The organism is Stenotrophomonas daejeonensis, from assembly GCF_001431505.1.
Classification (GTDB): Bacteria; Pseudomonadota; Gammaproteobacteria; order Xanthomonadales; family Xanthomonadaceae; genus Stenotrophomonas; species Stenotrophomonas daejeonensis.
The window spans coordinates 65,683-83,496 of the sequence record NZ_LDJP01000037.1 but is presented as its reverse complement, the minus strand read 5'-3'; the positions used below and the strand labels follow the sequence as shown (position 1 = coordinate 83,496).

Below are 17,814 nucleotides of genomic sequence, written 5' to 3'. Positions count from 1 at the left end.
ACCCGGTTCGCCGCGCTTCCCCGCTCCCGCCTATTCCCCTTTCCAAGAGATCACCGCAATGACCAAGCAAATCCAGGACGCCTACATCGTCGCCGCTACCCGCACCCCGGTCGGCAAGGCGCCCAAGGGCATGTTCCGCAACACCCGCCCCGACGACATGCTCGCCCACGTGCTGAAGAACGTGGTCGCGCAGGCGCCGGGCATCGACGTCAACCGCATCGACGACGCCATCATCGGCTGCGCGATGCCCGAGGCCGAGCAGGGCATGAACGTGGCGCGCATCGGCGTGCTGCTGGCCGGCCTGCCCAACACCATCGCCGCGCAGACGGTGAACCGCTTCTGTTCCTCCGGCCTGCAGGCGGTGGCGATGGCGGCCGACCAGATCCGTCTCGGCAACGCCGACCTGATGCTGGCCGGCGGCACCGAGTCGATGTCGATGGTGCCGATGATGGGCAACAAGATCGCGATGGCGCCGAGCGTGTTCGACAACGACCACGTCGCCATCGCCTACGGCATGGGCATCACCGCCGAGAAGGTCGCCGAGGAATGGAAGGTCTCGCGCGAGGAGCAGGATGCCTTCGCGTTGGCCTCGCACCAGAAAGCCATCGCCGCGATCGCCGCCGGTGAGTTCAAGGACGAGATCAGCCCCTACGAGATCGTTTCGCACCTGCCTGACCTGGCCGACGGCCAGCGCATCATCACCCGCAACAGGATCGCCGATACCGATGAAGGCCCGCGCCCGGATTCCTCCGCCGAGGGCCTGGCCAAGCTGCGCCCGGTATTCCGCAACGGCCAGTTCGGCGGCAGCGTCACCGCCGGCAATTCCTCGCAGATGAGCGACGGTGCCGGCGCGGTGCTGCTGGCTTCCGAGCAGGCGGTCAAGGACTACGGCCTGACCCCCCTGGCCCGCTTCATCAGCTTCTCGGTCGCCGGCGTGCGCCCGGAAGTGATGGGCATCGGCCCGATCGCCGCGATCCCGAAGGCGCTCAAGCAGGCTGGCCTGACCCAGGACCAGTTGGACTGGATCGAACTCAACGAAGCCTTCGCGGCGCAGTCACTGGCGGTGATCCGTGATTGCGTGCTGGACGCGTCCAAGGTCAACCCGCTGGGCGGCGCAATCGCATTGGGCCACCCGCTGGGCGCGACCGGTGCGATCCGCACCGCCACGCTGGTGCACGGCCTGCGTCGCCGCCAGCAGAAGTACGGCATGGTGACGATGTGCATCGGCACCGGCATGGGCGCAGCGGGCGTGTTCGAAGCGCTCTGATCCCGCGCACCATGTTGCAAGCGAAAAGGGCAGCCGCGAGGCTGCCCTTTTCTGGTCCGGCGCTCCAGAACGGACACCTGCACCGCATGCCGTCCTACTCGGCCAGCATCTTCCGCATCACTTCGCGTGCCGGCTTGGCCAGCTTCTCGTTTTCCAATGCAAAACGGATGGTGGCTTCGACTAGCCCCAGGTGCGTGCCGCAGTCGAACCGCGTGCCCTCGAAGCGGTAGGCATCCACCGGCTCGCTGTCGAGCAAGCGGGCGATGGCATCGGTCAACTGGATTTCACCGCCCGCGCCGGTGCCGGTCGCCTCCAGCAGCTCGAAAATCTTCTGGCTCAGCACGTAACGGCCGACCACGGCCAGGTCACTGGGCGCGTCCTCGGGCTTCGGCTTCTCGACGATCCCGGTGATATGGCCCTTGCGCCCGTCGAACCTGTCGGTGGCGACGATGCCGTAGCTGCCGGTCTTTTCATGCGGCACATCCTCCACCGCAATGACGCTGGCGCCGCTGGCTTCGTTGAGATCAGCCATCTGCTTGAGCGCACCCGCGCCGCGGTTCCAGATCAGGTCGTCCGGCAGCAGTACCGCGAAGGGTTCATCGCCCACGATGGGCTTGGCGCACAGTACCGCGTGCCCAAGGCCCAAGGCCTCGGTCTGGGTCACGAACACTGCGCGCACGCCCTTGGGCAGCACATGACGGATCTGCTCCAGTTGCTCCCGTTTCCCGGCGCGCTCGAGCTTCTGCTCGAGTTCGTAGGCCTTGTCGAAATAGTCGGCCACCGCATGCTTGTAGCGATTGGTGACGAAGACCAGGGTGTCGCAACCGGCCTCGATGGCCTCGTCGACCGCGTACTGGATCAACGGCCGGTCGATGATCGGCAGCATCTCCTTGGGCACCGTCTTGGTGGCCGGCAGGAAACGGGTACCGAGGCCCGCTACCGGGAATACTGCCTTGCGGATACGTCGTGACATCAGTTTCTACCTGCTTCCTTGGAAGGGAACGGGACGACGTTGGCTCCTGCCAGAGGCGCTCCCACCGCTTCCTGCAGCGGAGAATATTCGGGGACGGTCGCCGACAGGATCTCCAGCATGGCAGCCACGTCGTAGGCTGCTACCGCTTCACGCAGCCGCGTGATGTTGCCGAGCACCTGCTCGGCCGAAAACTCGCGGATTCCCGCCTCCAGCACCTTGGGATGCGAGGTCGGCCGGCTGTTCTCATCCGAATAGAAGAGGCTCTCGTGCAGCTTCTCGCCCGGCCGCAGACCGGTATAGACGATGGCGATGTCGGTATCCGGCTGCTTGCCGGCCAGCCGGATCATCTGCCGGGCCAGATCCCGGATGAGGATCGGCTCGCCCATGTCGAGCATGTAGATCGCGCCGCGCGAAGAGGAAGCCGCCGCCTGCAGGATCAGCAGGCAGGCCTCGGGGATCGTCATGAAATAGCGGCTGACCTCCGGATCGGTCACGGTCACCGGCCCGCCCCTGCGGATCTGCTCGCGGAACAGCGGCACGACGCTGCCGACCGAGCCCAGCACATTGCCGAAACGGACGGTCACGTACCGGGTCCCCTTCTTCTGGTTGAGGCTCTGGCAGATCAGCTCCGCATAGCGCTTGCTCGCCCCCAGCGCGCTGGCCGGGTCCACCGCCTTGTCGGTGGAGATGAACACGAAGTTGTCCACCTCATGCTCCAGGCAGGCACGGGCCATGCAATCGGTCGCCAGGGTGTTGTTGCGCACCGCCTCGCGCAGGTTCCCCTCCAGCAGCGGCACCTGCTTGTAGGCAGCGGCATGGAATACCGTATCCGGCCGGTGCTCCGACAACGCATGCCGTACCAGCGTCGGGTCGCCACAATCGCCCAGCACGCATTCGACCTGCAGGTGCGGGAAATTGCGGCACAGCTCGCCGCGGATGTTGAGCATGAGGAATTCGCTGATCTCCAGCAGCACGATGCGGGCCACGCCATGGCGCGCGCACTGACGGCAGAGTTCGGAACCTATGGAGCCGCCGGCTCCGGTCACCAGCACCGTACGACCGCGCAACCAGCCGCGGACCAGTTCCCAATCCGGCTGTATCGGCTGGCGACCGAGCAGATCCTCGATCGCCACTTCCTTCAGTTGCCCCGGAAGCGAACTGCCTTCCATCAGGTCGTTCAGCCTCGGCACCGTCCGGAACGGCAAACCGGTGCTTTCGCATAGGGCAATCACGCGCTGCATGCCGGTCGCATCCAGCGTCGGGATGGCGATCACCAGCAGCTTCGCGGCGGTTTCCCGCGCCACGCTGGCCACGTCGTCGAGCGTCCCCAGAATCGGGATGCCCTGCAGCTTGGCACCCTGCAGGTGCAGGGAGTCATCGAGCAGGCCCACCGCCTCGTAATCGCCGGAGCGCCGCAGGTCCTTGACCAGCGATTCGGCCGCATGACCCGCTCCAAGCACCAGCACGCGCCTGGCGCTCGCGTCCGACTGGACCGCCAGGTAATCCTTCCAACTGCGGTACAGCAGGCGCGGCCCACCCAGCAGGATCGCCAGCGCGAAGGGATAGGCGATCAACACCGACACCGGAACGCCATCGAGGCGCTTGTAGCTAAGCACCAGCACGATGGCGATCACGCCGATGAAGCTGGCCTTGAAGATGCTGACCAGGTCGGCAACGCTGGCGAAGCGCCAAAGCCCCCGGTAAAGACCCACGTAACGGAAAGCCAAGGCCTGGGCGAGCAGCACCACGGCCACATTGAAATCGAAAAGAGGATTGGATGGTACGTCGTCCAGCAATGCATACCGGGCGGCATGCAGCAGGCGCCAGCATGCCCAGACCATGAAGAGGTCGTGCAGCATCACCGCGATGCGTGGAAGGTTCCCTGCCTGCCGTTGGCGCCAGAATGACATCTCTGAATTCCCTGTTTTATCGAACGATCCTGTTCCGCAACATGTACCAGATGCAGAACCCGATGACGGCCCATGCCAAGGCCACCATGCTCCCCCATACCGGGGGCAGCTCTCCCGAAGCGGCGCAAAGTGTAAGTCCAGCAACGCTGAACAGTGCGTAATCAAGCGTCACGGCGGCGTGACTGCGACCACGCTTTACATATGCTTGATACAGATGCTGCGTATGGGCCTCCATCCAGCGCTCCCCCCTGCGCATGCGCGCGAGCAGGGTGAACCCGGAATCGACCAGGAACGCGGTCAGCGGCACCAGCCAGATCGGCCAGGCAATGTCGGTGACGGTGATGCCCAGGGCGACAAGGCCGGCCAGCAGATAGCCCAGCGCGCCGCTGCCGACGTCGCCCATGAAAATCCGGGCCTTGGGGAAGTTGAAAGGCAGGAATCCCAGGCAACCCGTCGCCAACAACAAGGCGATGCCGGCATGTGGCATGGGCAGCAACAGCGCGAAGGCGGTGGCGGCAAGGATCGCCTGCGTCGTCGCCAACCCGTTGATGCCATCCATGAAGTTCCACACGTTGATCAGCCCGATCGCCAACAGCGCGCTGAAAAACGCCTTGAACGCATCCCCGCTCGCCTGCCAGACCAGCATGCCCAGCAGTGCGCCCGCCACTACATGCACGCACAACCGGAGCCTGGCGGACAGCGGCCGGTGATCGTCCCACCAGCCGATGCCGGCAACCAGCAACAGCCCCGTCGAGAACGCCATCAGCACCCCCGCAAGCTCATCGCGGACGACGCCGATGACCGCATAGGCCATCAGTTGCGAGACCACGATCGCGATGCCGCCGCCGCGCGGTGTGGCGACCTTGTGGCTACGGCGCTCACCGGGCTGGTCGAACAGGTTCCGGCGCAGCGCATACCCACGCGCCGCCCAGGTCAGCAGCGCGGCGAGCAGGAATACCGCCGCAAGCCCCATCGTCCATGTCGGCCACACGGATCAGAGCACCGCGTAGTTCAACAACGGCTTGACCGTGCCCCACTCCTTGCAGCTCGGGCATTGCCAATGATGGGTACGCGCACCGAACCCACAGCGGGTGCAGCGATACGCCGGGTTGCGCACCAGCAACTGGTCGGTGATGTGCTTCAGGTCCTGCAGCGTCGCCACCGGGTCGGCGCCCTCGGCCAGGGTCAGGTCAATCAGCGCCGATTCGCCGCGCACGGATGGCCGATCCTTCAGCTGCCGGCCCAGGTAGGCGCGGGCCGGGCCGGTCCCCTCCTGCTCCTCCATCAACCGCGCCAGCCCCAGCACCGGGGCGATGCCGCGATAGTGCTCGGTCATCTCCGCAAGGAAGGCCCGCGCACCGGCCAGGTCGCCGACGTTGCGGTAGTTCTTCAGCAACTGCGGCAGGATTTCCGGCAGGTAATCCGGGTCGTTGCGCGCGGCGCGCTCGAAGGCGCGCACCGCGGCCTCGTCGTTGCCGAAATCGCTCTCCAGCCGGCCTTCGATGATGCCCGCGCGCACGCTCATCGCATCGGCGGCATTGGCGCGTTCGATGGCCGCGCGCGCGTCGTCCAGGCGCCCGGCGGCGCGATAGCGCTCGGCCAGCTCGCATTCGAACTGGCCGACCAGCTTGCCCATCGGCTCGTCGGTGACCTGCTCGTAGCGGGTGGCGTTCTCGATCGCCTTTTCCCAGTCGCGCTCGGCCTGGTAGATGCCGATCAGGTGCTTGAGCGCCTGCGGCGCGCGTTCGTCGATGCGCGCAAGGTCGGTGAAGACCGTCTCGGCGCGGTCGAGCAGGCCCGACTTCATGTAGTCCTCGCCCAGCGCCAGCAGCGCCTGCACGCGCTGCGCATCGGACAGGTCGTTGCGGTTCGCCAGTCCCTGGTGCAGGCGGATGGCCCGGTCCACCTCGCCACGGCGGCGGAACAGGTGGCCGAGCGCGAGTTGGGTCTCGAAAGTTTCCTTGTCCAGCTCGGCGATGTGCAGGAACAGCTCGATGGCCTTGTCCGGCTGCTCGTTGAGCAGGTAGTTCAGGCCACGGAAGTAGGTGCTCGACAGGCGGCTGACCTGGCTTTCGCTGTGCCGCTGCCCGCCGCGCCGGCCGATCACCCAGCCGCACAGCGCCGCGATCGGCAGGAACAGGAAGAACCAGAACCATTCACTGATGAAGGCCATCGTCGGTCAGCGTCCGTCGAAAGGAGAGGGAGCCTGCGCCGGCTGCGCGGGCACGGCGGCCGCCTTGTTGGCGCGCCGCAATCTGGCATAGAGCGGGACCACCAGCCCGGCCACCACCATGCCACCGCCCAGCAAGGCGCCGAGCAGCAACGAGGCGATGATCGCGATGCCTGACGTGGTCTTCAGCGACCAGAACGCCAGGCTGATTTCGACAGGTTGCGAGTTCAGCGAACCTATCACCAGGCCGCCGACCAGGACGGCCAGCAGCAGCAACAACCGGACAGCCTTCATGCGGCGGCCTGCTCCTTGTTCACCAAGCCTCTAGCTTAGCGGCCCCGGCGCGAATCCGCAGCAGCGGATGTGTGATCGGCTCAGGCGGATTCGCCTTCCTGCGGCACGACGTCGTTGACGCGCTCGCGCAGTTCCTTGCCCGGCTTGAAATGCGGCACGTGCTTGCCCGGCAATGCCACCGAATCACCCGTCTTCGGGTTGCGGCCCAGCCGCGGCGGCCGGTAATGCAGGGAGAAACTGCCGAAACCACGGATCTCGATGCGGTCGCCGGCAGCCAGCGCCCCGCCCATCATTTCCAGCAACGACTTCACGGCCAGGTCGACGTCGTCGGCCTTCAGATGCCCCTGGCGGTGCGCAAGGATTTCGATCAACTCGGATTTGGTCATCGCGAACCCGTCACGGAAATTTCATGCCCTGAAACGGCCCGGACTGGTGTCCGGGCCGTCCAGTTCACAACTGCGGCAAAACCTGGCCGATTACTCGGACTTGTTGCCGTTCAACTGCGCACGCAGCAGCGCGCCGAGGCTGGTGGTGCCGGTGGCGGCTTCGGTCGAGGTCTTGTTGAACTCGGCCAGCGCCTCGGCGGTCTCGGCTTCGTCCTTGGCCTTGATCGACAGCTGCAGGGTGCGGCCCTTGCGGTCCATGCCCACGAACTTGGCTTCGATCTTGTCGCCGACCTTCAGGTGCTGCGAGGCATCGTCCACGCGGTCGTAGCTGATGTCGCGGGCCGACACGTAGCCTTCGATGCCGTCGGCCAGTTCGACCACGGCGCCCTTGGCGTCGACTTCCTTGACCGTGCCCTCGACCTTGGAGCCCTTCGGGTTGGCGGCCATGTACTGGCCGAACGGATCCTGCTCCAGCTGCTTGACGCCCAGCGAGATGCGCTCGCGCTCCGGATCGACCGCCAGCACCACGGCATCCAGCGTGTCGCCCTTCTTGAAGTTGCGCACGATGTCTTCGCCGGTGGTGTTCCAGCTGATGTCGGACAAGTGCACCAGGCCGTCGATGCCACCGTCCAGGCCGATGAAGATGCCGAAGTCGGTGATCGACTTGATCTGGCCGGACACCTTGTCGCCCTTCTTGTGGATGGCGGCGAAGGTTTCCCACGGGTTGGCAGCGACCTGCTTCATGCCCAGCGAGATGCGGCGGCGCTCTTCGTCGACGTCCAGCACCATCACTTCGACTTCGTCACCGACCTGCACGACCTTGGACGGGTTGACGTTCTTGTTGGTCCAGTCCATCTCGGACACGTGCACCAGGCCTTCCACGCCCGGCTCGATCTCGACGAACGCGCCGTAATCGGTGACGTTGGAGACCTTGCCGAACACACGGCTGTTGGCCGGGTAGCGGCGGGCGATGTTGTCCCACGGATCCTCGCCCAGCTGCTTCAGGCCCAGCGAAACGCGGTTGCGCTCGCGGTCGAATTTCAGCACGCGCACGTCCAGCTCGTCGCCGACGTTCACGACTTCGGACGGATGGCGCACGCGCTTCCACGCCATGTCGGTGATGTGCAGCAGGCCGTCGATGCCGCCCAGGTCCACGAACGCGCCGTAGTCGGTCAGGTTCTTGACCACGCCCTTCAGGATCGCGCCTTCCTGCAGCTTGTCCATCAGCTGCTCGCGCTCTTCCGAGTGCTCGCTCTCGACGACGGCGCGGCGGGAAACGACCACGTTGTTGCGCTTGCGGTCGAGCTTGATGAGCTTGAACTCCAGCTCCTTGCCTTCCAGGTAGGCCGGGTCGCGCACCGGGCGCACATCGACCAGCGAACCGGGCAGGAAGGCGCGGACATCCTTGATGTCCACGGTGAAACCACCCTTGACCTTGCCGCTGATGCGGCCGGTGATGGTCTCGTTCTTTTCCAACGCTTCTTCCAGCTCGTCCCACACCATCGCGCGCTTGGCCTTCTCGCGCGACAGGACGGTTTCGCCGAAGCCGTTCTCGATGGAGTCCAGGGCAACCTTCACCTGGTCGCCCACGCCCACGTCGATCTCGCCAGCGTCGTTACGGAACTGTTCGATCGGCACGATGCCTTCGGACTTCAGGCCGGCGTTGATCACCACCACGTCGCCGCGGACGTCGACGACGGTGCCGACGACGATGGCGCCCGGCTTCAGCTTGGCCAGGTTGGCTTGACTGGCTTCAAACAGTTCTGCAAATGATTCGGTCATTGGATTTACTCGGTTGAACACATTGGACGGCGGGGCGCTGCGAAGAACCCGGGCCGTCCAGCCTGTTGTGCGACCCCGTGCGGGCGGCCGCGTGTGAATGGAAATACCCGCCACGCACCATTGCGCAGCGGGGCTGTTGCAACATCATTGGCACGACTGCGGCCGGTGGGCTGGCCGCGCTCAACACTACCCGGGTCAAGCTTCCGTGGCGGAAACCAGGCCCAACACCCTGGCAACGACGTCGTCGATGCCGATACCGCTGGTGTCGATGAGGACGGCGTCATCGGCCGGCCTCAGGGGCGCCACTGCGCGCTGTGCATCACGGGCGTCGCGGGCCATGATCTCGCGCAGGAGGTCGTCAAAGTTAACCGAAACCCCTTTTTCCTTCAACTGTTTATGGCGCCTGTGCGCACGTTCCTCGGCGCTGGCGGTCAGGAAAACCTTGAATGGGGCATCCGGGAAGATCACCGTGCCCATGTCGCGGCCGTCGGCGACCAGTCCCGGCGGCACCCTGAATGCGCGCTGGCGCTCCTTCAGCGCCGCCCGCACTTCGGGAATGGCGGCAATCGCCGAGGCCAGCGCGCCGGTGGTTTCCAGCCGCAGTTCGTCGGTGGCATCGGTGTCGTTGACCAGCACCCGCAGGCTCTCGCCCTGCTCGGCGAAACGGATCCTGGTGTCGAAGGTGCAGCGCACCAGTGCCGAGGCATCCGAGGTGTCGATGTCGGCCCAGCTGGCCGCCACGCCCACCGCCCGGTACAGCGCCCCCGAATCCAGGTAGTGCCAGCCGAGCCGGCGCGCGACGATACGGCTGACGGTACCCTTGCCGGCGCCGGACGGGCCGTCGATGGTGAGAACGGGGGGGAGTTGGCTCATCTGCGGCCTGCCGTGGATTCGGGAATCGGGCATTCTAGCGCCCCGCCCGGCCGCCCCGTCGCCCGGATCCCATGCAAGCACTTGAACCAGCGTGGAAATACCCGGTAGAATGGCGGGCTTGAACGAGCGTCAACCTGCCGAGCGCCAATCTGGCATGCCCGCGGCAACGCTCTCCAGAAGAACTCCCAAGATATCTGCCGAGGTATGCCATGAAAGTCCTGTCCTCCCTGAAGTCGGCCAAGTCCCGCCACCGCGACTGCAAGGTCGTGCGCCGTCGCGGCAAGATCTTCGTGATCTGCAAGTCGAATCCGCGCTTCAAGGCTCGCCAGCGCTGAGCCGGCGGCGCAAGCCGCACCCGGAGCCCATGCGGCTCCGCCCCCTCAGAAAGCCGCCTCCGGGCGGCTTTCTGCGTCTGCCGTTCGTGACGGCCATCGCTTGTGGGCCATCGCGCGCGGCGCCCCGGGCGACCCCGGCCGTTTTTTTGCCGGAATTTTTGGTGTAATCGGCAGCTTGTGTCCTTACGGGGAGTAGTGACCATGAAACAGACGATCCATGCCTTGACCCTGATTGCCGCCTTCGTTGCCGCTCCGGCGGCGATGGCCGACACCCTGCTGGTCGACCGCGCGCAGGAAAAGCCGGCCGAAGCCCTGCCCGCGCGCGGGCAGACCATGCAGCAGGTCGAGGCCCGCTTCGGCGCGCCGCAGGAGCGGCTGCAGCCGCGCGGCGGCCAGAAGCAGCAGTGGCCGACCATCAACCGCTGGGTATACCCGGCCTTCACCGTCTATTTCGAGAAGCAGCGCGTGATCGACGTGGTCGCCAACCAGGCCGGGCCGCAGGAAGTGGGCCCCAAGCCCCCGATCCGCTGACGCGACGCCCCGCATCCCGGCGGGAACCCAGATGACGCCCGGGCCACACGACCCGGGCACGACCGAGTATTGACCTGCAATGACCGATGCACTCCGTTTCCCCGCCGAATGGGAGCCCCAGTCCGGCGTCCTGATCGCCTGGCCGCACGCCGCCACCGACTGGGCCGAGCGCCTGGCCGAGGTCGAGGAAACCTACATCGCGCTGGTGGCCGCCATCACCCGCTTCCAGCCGGTGCTGATCTGCGTGGCCGACGACGACATCGAGACCTACGCGGAGATGCGCCTGCGCTCCAACCGCATCGACATGGAGCGCGTGCGCTTCGTCGGCGCGCAGTACGACGACACCTGGCTGCGCGACTCCGGCCCGATCACCCTCAAGCGCGGCGACGGCGGTTTCCAACTACTGGATTTCCGCTTCACCGGCTGGGGCGGCAAGTTCGAAGCCAGCCGTGACGACCAGTTGGTCGGCGTGCTGCATGAAGCCGGCACCTTCAACAACACCGAAGTGCGCAGCATCCCGTTCGCGCTGGAAGGCGGCGCGATCGATACCGACGGCGCCGGCACCCTGCTGACCACATGGCAGTGCCTGCACGAACGCCATCCCGACCGCGACCGCGCATCGCTCGGCGCCGACATGGCGCAGTGGCTGCGGCAGGACCGCGTGCTGTGGCTGGACCACGGTTATCTGGAAGGCGACGACACCGACGCCCACGTGGATACCCTGGCCCGCTTCGCCTCGCCGGACAGCATCGTCTATCAGGATTGCGACGACCCGCAGGATTCGCACTACGCCGAACTGCAGGCAATGGGTGCCGAGCTGGCGGCATTGCGCACCATTGACGGCACGCCCTATCGCCTGTTCCCGCTGCCGTGGGCGCAGCCGGTGGTCGACGGAGGCCGGCGTTTGGCCGCGTCCTATGCCAACTTCCTGATCATCAACGGCGCGGTGCTGATGCCGGCCTATGGCGATGCGGCCGACGATGCCGCCCGTGACGTGCTGGCGCAGGCGTTCCCGGACCGCGAAATCGTGCAGGTGCCGTGCCGCCCGCTGATCTGGCAGAACGGTTCGCTTCACTGCATCACCATGCAGCTGCCCGAAGGCCTGATTTGACTCGTAGATGCGGGGCTTGCCCCGCATGTGGCCTTCCCGGGAAAGCCCATGCGGGGCAAGCCCCGCATCTACAAGGCGCATGATTCCCTTTGCGTCTTGCGCGAAACCTTCTGGGCAAATCCTCCACACCGCCCGCGTTTACAATCCCCGCATGAACACCAAGACCCTGACCGTCGCGCTGATCCAGGAGCGCAACCACGGCGACGCCGAGTCCAATCTGGCCATCATCGAGCAGCGCGTGGCCGAGGCCGCCGCGCAGGGCGCCGGGCTGGTGCTGCTGCAGGAACTGCACAACGGCCCGTACTTCTGCCAGCACGAATCGGTGGACGAGTTCGACCTGGCCGAGCCGATCCCCGGCCCCAGCACCGAGCGCCTCGGCGCACTGGCGAAAAGGCACGGTGTGGTGATCGTCGGCTCGCTGTTCGAGCGCCGCGCCGCCGGCCTGTACCACAACACCGCGGTGGTGTTCGAAAAGGACGGCACGCTGCTGGGCAAGTACCGCAAGATGCACATCCCGGACGACCCGGGCTTCTACGAGAAGTTCTACTTCACCCCCGGCGACCTCGGCTTCAAGCCCATCGACACCTCGGTCGGCCGCCTCGGCGTGCTGGTGTGCTGGGACCAGTGGTACCCGGAAGCGGCCCGGCTGATGGCGCTGGCCGGCGCCGAACTGCTGCTCTACCCCACCGCCATCGGCTGGGATCCGGACGACGTGCAGGACGAGAAGAACCGCCAGCGCGACGCCTGGGTGCTGAGCCATCGCGGCCACGCCGTGGCCAATGGCCTGCCGGTACTGTCGTGCAACCGCGTCGGCCACGAGGCCTCGCCGCTGGGTGCGTCGGGCATCGACTTCTGGGGCAACAGCCACGTGCTCGGCCCGCAGGGCGAGTTCATCGCCGAAGCCGGCGCCGAGCCGACCGTGCTGGTCTGCGAGGTCGACCTGCAGCGCAGCGAGCACGTGCGCCGCATCTGGCCGTTCCTGCGCGATCGCCGCATCGACGCCTACGGCGACCTGCTCAAGCGCTACATCGACTGACCGCCCACATGCCCTTTGTTGTTGTAGGAGCGACGCAAGTCGCAACGGGGCCTTGCCGGTGAATACCCCGTCGCGACTTGCGTCGCTCATACAACAGGAACAACGAGCAGACGAGATGACCCCCACGATCCGCGACGCTACCCCGGCCGATATCCCTGCCATCACCGCGATCTACGCGGTGGAGGTCACCGACTTCGTCAACACCTACGAATACGAGGTACCGGACGGGGCCGAGATGGCGCGGCGCATGGACGACATACGCGCGCGCGGCTACCCGTACCTGGCCGCCGAACTGGATGGCGAAGTCGTCGGCTATGCCTACGCCGGCAGCTTCCGCTCCCGCGCCGCCTACAACCGGGTGGTGGAGAACTCGGTCTACGTCGCCGCCACCGCGCAAGGGCGTGGCGTTGGCGCGGCGCTGCTGCAGGCACTCATCGATGCCTGCGTCGCACGCGGCTTCCGGCAGATGGTCGCAGTGATCGGCGAACCGGCCAACACCGCCTCGATCAAGCTGCACGAGCGCTTCGGCTTCCGCCACATCGGCACCTTCCCCGGCATCGCGTGGAAACACGGGCGCTGGTTGGACACGGTTTTCATGCAGCGCGCGCTGGGCCCCGGCAGCGGTGCGCCACCTTCCGACGAATGATGCAATGACCGACACCAACGCAACTCCCTCGCCCGCCCTTCCCGCCGACCAGCCGCTGCGCATCGTCGAACGCGATGGCGTGCGCTACACCCTGCTGGGTACCGCGCACGTCTCCGCCGCCAGCGTGCAGGCGGTGGAACAGGCCATAGGCAGCGGCCGGTTCGACGCGGTGGCGGTCGAACTGGACCCGCAGCGCCTGCAGGCGCTGACCGACCCGGACGCGATGGCGCGGCTGGACCTGGTCGAGGTGATCCGCAAGGGCCGCGTGGCCCTGTTCGCCGCCAACCTGGCGCTGGCCGCCTACCAGCGCCGGCTGGCCGAGCAACTGGGCATCGAGCCCGGCGCCGAACTCAAGCGCGCGGTGGCGCTGGCGCAGGAGAACGGCCTGCCGGTGCACCTGATCGACCGCGATGTTGGCCTGACCTTCCGCCGTGCCTCGCGGCAACTGGGCTTCTTCGGCAAGCTGAAGCTGGTCGCCGGCCTCGGCGCCGGCCTGTTCTCGTCGGAGGACGTCGGCGAGGAGGAAATCGAGAAGCTCAAGCAGGGCGACATGCTCGAGTCGAGCTTCGGCGAATTCGCCAGCGAGAGCCCGGCGCTGTACGAAACCATCATCGGCGAGCGCGACCGCTACATGGCCACGCGCCTGCGCGAGGAGCACGACGCCGGGCAGCGCAACGTGCTGGCGGTGGTCGGCGCCGGCCACCTCGCCGGCCTGGCCCGCTACCTGGAAACCGATACCGAAGCGCCCGGCCCGCTGCGTTCGCAGCTGGAAGCGGTGCCGAAGAAGCGCAACATCCCCTGGATCACCCTGGCCATCCTCGCCGTGGTGCTGGCCGGCATCGGCGTCGGCTTCTGGAAGGGCGGGCTGGACATGGGCACGCACATGCTGGTGATCTGGGCGCTGTACACCGGCGGGCTGGCGGGCCTGGGCGCGCTGCTGGCCGGCAGCCACCCGCTGAGCATCCTCACCGCCATTGCCGTGGCGCCGTTCAAGCCGTTCCGCCTGAGCATCCCCACCGGCGCCTTCGCCGCGCTGGTGGAGACGCGGCTGCGCAAGCCGGCCTACAACGACTTCCTGCAACTGCGCGACGACGCCCAGACCTTCAAGGGCTGGTACCGCAACCGCGTCACCCGCATCGTGCTGACCTTCATGCTGACCAACATCGGCAGCATGCTCGGCCTGTGGCTGACCGGCTTCACCGTGTACGGCAAGCTCGCCGGCTGAAGCTTCTGGTCGATGCGGGGGCCGGGGTCTATCGGATGGCCCCGTGTCGGCCGAACCCGGCACTCGCCGTAGGTCGAGGCTACGCCCCCGACGCTGATATGCCATGAAACGCGTCGGGGGCGTAGCCCTGACCTACGGCCAGGCGATGGTGCCGGCCGCGCTGGCCGGCACTCCGCGCTCGACTCAACTTCCCTGTGGTTGCCGGCCAACGGCCGGCACTACCTCCAACGCCGGCAACCCGCGGGCGCGCCGCACCAGCCGCGCGGTGCCGGTGCGCAGGTCGTCGAGGATCGCGTAGATGGTTGGCAGGAACAGCAGGCTGACCACGGTCGAGAACGCCAGCCCGCCGGCGATGGCGCGGGCCATCGGGTAGTACGGCGGCATGCCGTCGGCGGTCTGCGTGTTCAACGCGATCGGGATCATCGCCAGGATCGCCGTGCCCATCGTCATCATGATCGGGCGCAGGCGTTCGCGGCTGCCCTCCACCAGCGCGTCGGTGCGGGCCATGCCGCGCCGTCGCAGGTTGTTGATGTGCTCGATCATCACGATGCCGTTGTTCACCACCACGCCCATCAGCACCAGGATGCCGATCACCGCCATGATGTTCATCTCGGTGCCGGTCAGCCAGAACAGCCAGTAGACGCCGAAGATCGAGAACAGCACGCAGGACATGATCGCCGCCGGGAACAGCAGCGACTCGAACACCGCGGCCATGATCACCAGCATCAGGATCAGCGCGATGAAGATGCTGTTCACCATCTGCTGCATGCCGTCGAAGTTGATGTTGAAGCTGCCGCCGGCAAAGGTGTAGCCATAGCCCGGCGGGAACTGCACGTTGTCCAGCGCGGTCTCGATGGACTTGCGCGCCGCGTCCATCGGCACGTCCTTGGCCAGCCCGGCCTCCACCCGCAGCATGGTCTGCCGGTTCAGGCGCTGGATCGAGTTCGCCGCCGGGTTGACGCTCACGTCCACCATCGCCAGCAGCGGCACTTCCTTGCCGCTGGCGGTGCGCACCATGAACGAGGACAGGTCCTCGACGCCATAGTTCTCCGAGCCGGCGAAGCGCACGTTGACCGGGATCTCGACGTCTTCGCGGTGGAAGTCGCGCAGCGAGGAGCCACGCAGCGCCATGCCGACGAACTGCGCCACCTGCTGCGCGGAAAAGCCGTAGGCCGCGGCGCGCTCGCGGTTCACCCGCACCGCCAGTTCGGTGTTGGCGTCGCCGGTATCCACGCGCACGTCGCGCAGCTTCGGGTCGCGCGCCAGCATCGGCACGATGTCGTCGGCCAGTTCCCTCAGAGTCTGGGTCGAGTCGCCGACCAGGCTGAAGCGGATGCCCTGCCCTTCGCTGCCCATGCCGCCGGGCCAGCCGATGCCGATCTTGGCGCGCGCCGACTGCGGCAGTCCCTTGCGCACCTCTTCCTCGATCTTCTTGCTCAGCTCGCGGTCGTCGATGTCCAGGAACAGGCGGGTCTGCGCCCAGCCCTGCTCGCTGTAGCGGCTGTATACCCGCTCGATGTGGAATTCCTTGCGCTTGGCGTTGACGAAATCCTCCACCCGCGCCACTTCCCTGCCCATTTCCTCCTTGGAATAGGCGCCGCGCCACTGGTAGAAGATGTTGATCTCGCTCGGGTCGCTCTCGTCGCCGCCACCCTGGGTGTGGGTCATCGGGAACAGGCTGGCCAGCGAGATGGCGAGGATGCCGGCCACCGCCCAGCCGCGGTGCTGCAGGGTCCAGCGCAGCGCGCGCGCATAACGCTCCTGCAGGCGGCTGATGAACGGCGACTTCAGCGCCGGCGGCGTGCGCATGCGCGCCGACAGCATCGGGATCAGGCTCACCGCCACCAGCCACGACGCCAGCAGCGACACCGAGATGGTCACCGCCAGCTGCGACAGGTAGATGGTGATGATGTTCTTCTCGCCGAACATCATCGGCAGGAACACCACGCAGTGGCACAGGGTGCCGGCCGACAGCGCGATGGCCACGTGGCGGGTGCCGATGATGGAGGCCAGCGATGGCTGGTTTGGGTACTTCTCGCGCTCCTGGTAGATGCTCTCCACCACCACCACGGCGTTGTCCACCAGCATGCCCACCGCCAGCAGCAACCCCATCATCGAGATGATGTTCAGGGTGATGCCGGCGAAGTACATGAAGCCCAGGGTCATGATGAAGCAGATCGGGATGGCCAGCGACACCATCAGCGTCGACGGCCAGTGACGCAGGAAGGCGTACAGCACGATCACCGACAGCAGCAGGCCGATCGCGCCGGCCTCGGCCAGCGCCAGCAGCGAGCTGATCACCGCCTGCCCCTGGTCGTCGGTGACCTCGATGCCGATGCCGCGCATCGCCGGGTCGTCCTTCAGCACCTCGACCTCGGCGCGCACCGCGCGCGACAGGTCGACCAGGTTGGCCGCGCGCTCCTTGTAGATGTCCACGCCGACGCTGGGCTTGCCCTCCATCTGCCGCACGTAGCTCATGCGCTGCGGCTTCAGGCCGACCTCGGCGATGTCCGACAGCCGCGTGCCGCGCTGGTCGATGGGCAGGTCGCGCAGCGACTGCAGCTCCAGCAGTTCGCCGCGCGGCTGCACCCGCAGGCGCCGCCCGGCCTCGGTGATCTGCCCGGCCGATACCGAGAAGTTCGCCGCCTGCAGCTTCTGCACCAGTTCGTTGAGCGCCACGCCGTGGGCGCTGAGCCGGTCCTTGTCCAGCGCCACCAGCACTTCCTGCTTGGCCACGCCCTCCACTTCCACGCGCGCCACGCCGGGCAGCCGTTCCAGGCGCTGCTTGATGGTGCGCTCGATCATGTCCGCGCGCGCGGTCAGGTCTTCCTGGCTGTTCAGGCGCAGGCTGATCGCTTCCTGGTCGCTGGTGCTCCAGCGCTGCACGTAGTAGCGGCGGAAGTCGTCCGGCAACTGGTCGCGCACCGCGTCGATGCGCTCGCGCGCTTCCGATGCGGCCATCGCGATGTCGCGGCCCCAGTCGCTGAACTCGACCTGGATCTGCCCGCCCTCGGCATTGGCGCGCGCGTTCATCGACTTGATGCCCGGCATCGTGGCGATGGCCTCTTCCACCGGCCTCAGCAGGTTGCGCTCCACCTCTTCCGGGGTCGAGCCGGGATACGGCAGCGACACGAAGAAGAACGGGATGGTGGCCTCCGGCTCGGCCTCCAGCGGCAGCCGGAACGCGGCGATCAGGCCGATAGCCACCATCGACACGAACAGCATGATGGTGGTGACGGGGCGGCGGATGGACAGCTCGGTGATGTTCATCCGTT

Annotated in this window: 16 protein-coding genes; 7 read left to right on the top strand and 9 right to left on the bottom strand. The window is 66.7% G+C overall.

Annotated elements, in window-relative coordinates; all coding sequences use genetic code 11:
• Positions 1-58 precede the first annotated feature (58 nt).
• A complete protein-coding gene (locus ABB34_RS07110; protein WP_057640551.1) occupies positions 59-1,267 on the top strand; it encodes an acetyl-CoA C-acyltransferase in 1,209 nt (402 codons plus the stop codon).
• A gap of 94 nt (positions 1,268-1,361) precedes the next feature.
• Here ABB34_RS07110 and galU read toward each other — a convergent pair whose 3' ends face one another.
• From galU to cmk, 8 genes are all read right to left on the bottom strand, one after another.
• Entirely contained in the window at positions 1,362-2,240 is an 879-nt protein-coding gene (galU, locus tag ABB34_RS07105) for a UTP--glucose-1-phosphate uridylyltransferase GalU (protein ID WP_057640550.1), read from the bottom strand.
• On the bottom strand, positions 2,240-4,150 hold the full coding sequence (locus ABB34_RS07100) for a polysaccharide biosynthesis protein (RefSeq protein ID WP_057640549.1): 1,911 nt from the start codon (positions 4,148-4,150) through the stop codon (positions 2,240-2,242). The genes galU and ABB34_RS07100 overlap by 1 nt, the downstream gene beginning before the upstream one ends.
• A gap of 16 nt (positions 4,151-4,166) precedes the next feature.
• Entirely contained in the window at positions 4,167-5,123 is a 957-nt protein-coding gene (locus ABB34_RS07095; protein WP_057640548.1) for an MraY family glycosyltransferase, read from the bottom strand.
• A gap of 21 nt (positions 5,124-5,144) precedes the next feature.
• A complete protein-coding gene (lapB, locus tag ABB34_RS07090; protein WP_057640547.1) occupies positions 5,145-6,323 on the bottom strand; it encodes a lipopolysaccharide assembly protein LapB in 1,179 nt (392 codons plus the stop codon).
• A gap of 6 nt (positions 6,324-6,329) precedes the next feature.
• Positions 6,330-6,614: a lipopolysaccharide assembly protein LapA domain-containing protein gene (locus ABB34_RS07085; RefSeq protein WP_057640546.1), complete on the bottom strand. Its 285-nt coding sequence runs from the start codon at positions 6,612-6,614 to the stop codon at positions 6,330-6,332.
• An 80-nt stretch (positions 6,615-6,694) separates the two neighbouring features.
• On the bottom strand, positions 6,695-7,000 hold the full coding sequence (locus ABB34_RS07080; RefSeq protein WP_057640545.1) for an integration host factor subunit beta: 306 nt from the start codon (positions 6,998-7,000) through the stop codon (positions 6,695-6,697).
• A gap of 90 nt (positions 7,001-7,090) precedes the next feature.
• The gene (gene rpsA / locus ABB34_RS07075; RefSeq protein ID WP_057640544.1) at positions 7,091-8,782 is read right to left on the bottom strand and encodes a 30S ribosomal protein S1; all 1,692 of its coding nucleotides are present in this window, start codon (positions 8,780-8,782) and stop codon (positions 7,091-7,093) included.
• A 195-nt stretch (positions 8,783-8,977) separates the two neighbouring features.
• Positions 8,978-9,655, bottom strand: coding sequence for a (d)CMP kinase (gene cmk, locus ABB34_RS07070; protein ID WP_057640543.1), 678 nt, complete (start codon positions 9,653-9,655; stop codon positions 8,978-8,980).
• A gap of 209 nt (positions 9,656-9,864) precedes the next feature.
• On the opposite strand from cmk, the gene ykgO reads away from it, so the two are divergent.
• The 6 genes from ykgO (at position 9,865) to ABB34_RS07040 (ending at position 14,539) form a co-directional block, all read left to right on the top strand.
• Positions 9,865-9,990, top strand: a complete 126-nt coding sequence (ykgO, locus tag ABB34_RS07065) for a type B 50S ribosomal protein L36 (RefSeq protein ID WP_017355593.1) — start codon at positions 9,865-9,867, stop codon at positions 9,988-9,990.
• A 201-nt stretch (positions 9,991-10,191) separates the two neighbouring features.
• Complete coding sequence (locus ABB34_RS07060) at positions 10,192-10,521, top strand: hypothetical protein (protein ID WP_057640542.1); 330 nt, start codon at positions 10,192-10,194, stop codon at positions 10,519-10,521.
• A 79-nt stretch (positions 10,522-10,600) separates the two neighbouring features.
• Positions 10,601-11,632: an agmatine deiminase family protein gene (locus ABB34_RS07055; RefSeq protein WP_057640541.1), complete on the top strand. Its 1,032-nt coding sequence runs from the start codon at positions 10,601-10,603 to the stop codon at positions 11,630-11,632.
• Between the two features lie 151 nt (positions 11,633-11,783).
• Entirely contained in the window at positions 11,784-12,668 is an 885-nt protein-coding gene (locus tag ABB34_RS07050; RefSeq protein WP_057640540.1) for a carbon-nitrogen hydrolase, read from the top strand.
• A 115-nt stretch (positions 12,669-12,783) separates the two neighbouring features.
• Positions 12,784-13,314 (top strand): GNAT family N-acetyltransferase, encoded by a 531-nt coding sequence (locus ABB34_RS07045; protein WP_057640539.1) that lies wholly within the window; start codon positions 12,784-12,786, stop codon positions 13,312-13,314.
• Between the two features lie 4 nt (positions 13,315-13,318).
• The gene (locus ABB34_RS07040; RefSeq protein ID WP_057640538.1) at positions 13,319-14,539 is read left to right on the top strand and encodes a TraB/GumN family protein; all 1,221 of its coding nucleotides are present in this window, start codon (positions 13,319-13,321) and stop codon (positions 14,537-14,539) included.
• A gap of 183 nt (positions 14,540-14,722) precedes the next feature.
• Here the strand turns inward: ABB34_RS07040 and ABB34_RS07035 are convergent, their stop codons facing one another.
• On the bottom strand, positions 14,723-17,809 hold the full coding sequence (locus tag ABB34_RS07035) for an efflux RND transporter permease subunit (RefSeq protein WP_057640537.1): 3,087 nt from the start codon (positions 17,807-17,809) through the stop codon (positions 14,723-14,725).
• Positions 17,810-17,814 lie beyond the last annotated feature (5 nt).

Excerpts from the sequence above, each read along its gene's own strand:
- rpsA (WP_057640544.1), bottom strand. The coding sequence starts at position 8,782 with ATGACCGAATCATTTGCAGAACTGTTTGAAGCCAGTCAAGCCAACCTG.
- galU (WP_057640550.1), bottom strand. The coding sequence starts at position 2,240 with ATGTCACGACGTATCCGCAAGGCAGTATTCCCGGTAGCGGGCCTCGGT.
- ABB34_RS07060 (WP_057640542.1), top strand. The coding sequence starts at position 10,192 with ATGAAACAGACGATCCATGCCTTGACCCTGATTGCCGCCTTCGTTGCC.
- ABB34_RS07050 (WP_057640540.1), top strand. The coding sequence starts at position 11,784 with ATGAACACCAAGACCCTGACCGTCGCGCTGATCCAGGAGCGCAACCAC.
- lapB (WP_057640547.1), bottom strand. The coding sequence starts at position 6,323 with ATGGCCTTCATCAGTGAATGGTTCTGGTTCTTCCTGTTCCTGCCGATC.
- ABB34_RS07085 (WP_057640546.1), bottom strand. The coding sequence starts at position 6,614 with ATGAAGGCTGTCCGGTTGTTGCTGCTGCTGGCCGTCCTGGTCGGCGGC.
- ABB34_RS07080 (WP_057640545.1), bottom strand. The coding sequence starts at position 7,000 with ATGACCAAATCCGAGTTGATCGAAATCCTTGCGCACCGCCAGGGGCAT.
- cmk (WP_057640543.1), bottom strand. The coding sequence starts at position 9,655 with ATGAGCCAACTCCCCCCCGTTCTCACCATCGACGGCCCGTCCGGCGCC.
- ABB34_RS07040 (WP_057640538.1), top strand. The coding sequence starts at position 13,319 with ATGACCGACACCAACGCAACTCCCTCGCCCGCCCTTCCCGCCGACCAG.
- ABB34_RS07035 (WP_057640537.1), bottom strand. The coding sequence starts at position 17,809 with ATGAACATCACCGAGCTGTCCATCCGCCGCCCCGTCACCACCATCATG.
- ABB34_RS07110 (WP_057640551.1), top strand. The coding sequence starts at position 59 with ATGACCAAGCAAATCCAGGACGCCTACATCGTCGCCGCTACCCGCACC.
- ABB34_RS07045 (WP_057640539.1), top strand. The coding sequence starts at position 12,784 with ATGACCCCCACGATCCGCGACGCTACCCCGGCCGATATCCCTGCCATC.
- ykgO (WP_017355593.1), top strand. The coding sequence starts at position 9,865 with ATGAAAGTCCTGTCCTCCCTGAAGTCGGCCAAGTCCCGCCACCGCGAC.
- ABB34_RS07095 (WP_057640548.1), bottom strand. The coding sequence starts at position 5,123 with ATGGGGCTTGCGGCGGTATTCCTGCTCGCCGCGCTGCTGACCTGGGCG.
- ABB34_RS07100 (WP_057640549.1), bottom strand. The coding sequence starts at position 4,150 with ATGTCATTCTGGCGCCAACGGCAGGCAGGGAACCTTCCACGCATCGCG.
- ABB34_RS07055 (WP_057640541.1), top strand. The coding sequence starts at position 10,601 with ATGACCGATGCACTCCGTTTCCCCGCCGAATGGGAGCCCCAGTCCGGC.